Source organism: Agromyces humi, assembly GCF_009720255.1.
GTDB lineage: Bacteria > Actinomycetota > Actinomycetes > Actinomycetales > Microbacteriaceae > Agromyces > Agromyces humi.
In genome coordinates, this window is sequence record NZ_WJSP02000463.1 from 1 (window position 1) to 2586 (window position 2586).

The window sequence follows — 2586 nt, forward strand, 5'->3', positions numbered from 1 at the left end:
GGCGGTCTCGGTCCGCCCGTTCGCGTCGGGCCTGCGCGTCGGCCTGCTTCTCGCGGTCGAGGGCCTGCTTGATCGCGTCGCGCTCCCGTTTGCGGGCGTCGCGCAGCGCCTTCTCGGCCTCGCGCCTCGCCTTCGCGGCCTCGCGCACGTGCTTGTCGCGGGGGAGCGCCACCTCGGGCGCCGGCGCGGCGGGCCGGATCGGCGCGATCCCGGCCTCGACCTGTCCCACGTGGAACTGGATGCCGTCGAGGATGCGCTGCAGGCCGAATTCGAAGTCCTCGTCGCCCTCGACGGCTCCCGAGCCCGGCTCGGCGATGTAGCCGCCCGCGAGGAGGAGCGGCTGGAGGTATGGGAACCGTTCGGGGGTGACGAGTTCCACGAGCGCGCCGAATGCCCGCTCGCCCGACACCTCGGCGGGATCGGAGGCCGCCGCCGCGGCGACCAGGTCGCGCTCCTGGGCGCTCGTCGCTCGGGCGTAGCTGGTGAGCAGCAGCAGGGCCGACATCTTCTCACCGTCGCTGAGCGGCAGGTCGCGCGCCTCGCGAAGGAACCAGTCGACGATCGTGAGGCTGTTCGGCGTGATCGGGGCGCCGGACACCGGGATGTCGACGAGCCAGGGATGGGCACGATAGGCATCGCGGATGGCGAGCACCCAGGCCGTGATCCCCTCGCGCCAGGTGCGCTCGACCTCGTCGTCGGGGACCGGCATCGTGCTGGCCGCCTCCTGCATGAGCAGGATCAGGTCGTCCTTGCTCGTCACGTAGCGGTAGAGCGACATGGTCGTGAAGCCGAGCGAGGTCGCGACGCGGCTCATGGAGACGGCGCCGAGCCCTTCCGCGTCGGCGATCTCGATCGCCGCCTCGACGATGCGCTCGATCGACAACTCGCGCTTGGGGCCCCGCTGGGGATGGGCTGCGATGCCCCAGGCGAGCGCGACGCCCCGGGGGAGTTCGGGGTCGGGCTGCTCGTCGGGCGGCGTGGGGGTGGGCATCGGCTCCCGTTCTCGTACGTCGACGTGGTGGTCGGGTGTTGACGACAGTCTAGAACTGTGTATTACTTAAACAACAGTGGATCACATACACAGTATGCGTCGTACGCAGATGCATCAGGACGATCAGGAACGGAGCAACTCATGACACTCGCCATCGACGCTCGCGCGCTGCGAAAGCGCTTCGGGCGCACCGACGTGCTCTCGGGACTCGACCTCGCGGTCCCCGCCGGCACCGTGTTCGCCCTGCTCGGGCCGAACGGCGCGGGCAAGACGACCACCATCAACATCCTCACCACGCTCGTGACGCCCGATTCGGGCACTGCCGCGGTCGCCGGCCACGATGTCGTCGCCGATGTCGAGGAGGTGAAGCGGCGCATCAGCCTCACGGGCCAGTCGGCCGCCGTCGACGGCGTGCTCACGGCCACCGAGAACCTCGTCATGATGGGCCGACTCTCCGGGCTCTCGCGCGGCGCGGCACGGGTGCGCGCCGGCGAGCTCCTCGACCGGTTCGACCTGGCGGATGCCGCGGGTCGCCGGGTGGGCACCTACTCCGGCGGCATGCGCCGGCGCCTCGACCTCGCCCTCAGCCTCGTCGTCGCACCGGCGGTGCTGTTCCTGGACGAACCGACCACGGGCCTCGACACGCGCAGCCGGCAGGAGCTGTGGAGCGTCATCCGCTCGCTCGCGGGCGCCGGCACCACGGTCTTCCTCACCACCCAGTACCTCGAGGAGGCCGACCGGCTCGCCGACCGCATCGCGGTCCTCGACCATGGCCGGATCGTCGCCGAGGGGACTCCCGAGGAATTGAAGGCCCGCATCGGCGGCGACGTCGTCGAGTTGCGCGACGCCGACGGCGCGCTGCTGCTCGAGCTGCCCACCGACGGCAGCGTGCACGGACTGCGCGCCGCCCTCGACGAGCTCGACCGCAGCCCGGCGGCCGTCGGCGACGGGGTCGCGGTGTCGATCCGCCGCCCCAGCCTCGACGACGTGTTCCTCGACCTGACCGCCCGCGACGCGGCATCCGCGTCTCCCGAGCTCCTGGAAGCGAAGTGACCGGAATGACCACCACCACCCCCACCGCGAGCGGCGCCGCGACACCGTCGGCGCTCGTGCGCCCCCGCATCCGCGCGCTCACCGCGGAGGCGACCTTCATCGGGCGTAGCCTGCGCCACTCGATCCGCGACGTCGAGGCGGCGACGATGGCGATCGTCCTGCCGGTCATGCTGATGCTGCTGTTCACGTACATCTTCGGCAACGCGATCGACCCCTCGGGCGGCTACGTCGACTACGTCGTGCCCGGCATCATCCTGCTCTGCGCGGGGTTCGGGTCGGCGTCGACCGCCGTCTCGGTGGCGAACGACATGACGACCGGCATCATCGACCGGTTCCGCACGATGCCGCTGCGCAGCGGCGCGGTGCTCACCGGCCACGTGGTCGCCAGCCTCGCCCGCAACCTCGTCGCGACGGCCGTCGTGCCCGACATCACGTTCGAGCTCGCGAAGAACAACGAGGACATGTACCTCTTCTCGCCGTACGACGTCGAGAAGGTCTACGGCAAGCCGTTCGGCGACGTGCCGATCAGCGAGAACTACCGT

The 2586-nt window shown here is 70.8% G+C and carries 3 protein-coding genes; 2 read left to right on the plus strand and 1 reads right to left on the minus strand.

Going from position 1 to position 2586, the window contains the following annotated elements:
• A partial coding sequence (locus GH736_RS20920; protein WP_159606750.1) for a TetR/AcrR family transcriptional regulator occupies positions 1-991 on the minus strand: 991 nt, incomplete at its 3' end.
• A 141-nt stretch (positions 992-1132) separates the two neighbouring features.
• On the opposite strand from GH736_RS20920, the gene GH736_RS20925 reads away from it, so the two are divergent.
• The gene (locus tag GH736_RS20925; RefSeq protein WP_159606752.1) at positions 1133-2044 is read left to right on the plus strand and encodes an ATP-binding cassette domain-containing protein; all 912 of its coding nucleotides are present in this window, start codon (positions 1133-1135) and stop codon (positions 2042-2044) included.
• A gap of 5 nt (positions 2045-2049) precedes the next feature.
• Positions 2050-2586: ABC transporter permease (locus tag GH736_RS20930; RefSeq protein WP_159606754.1), on the plus strand; the 537-nt coding region annotated here is incomplete at its 3' end.

Bases quoted from the DNA above. Each gene is read 5' to 3' on its own strand.
- GH736_RS20925 (WP_159606752.1), top strand. From the start codon at position 1,133: ATGACACTCGCCATCGACGCTCGCGCGCTGCGAAAGCGCTTCGGGCGC.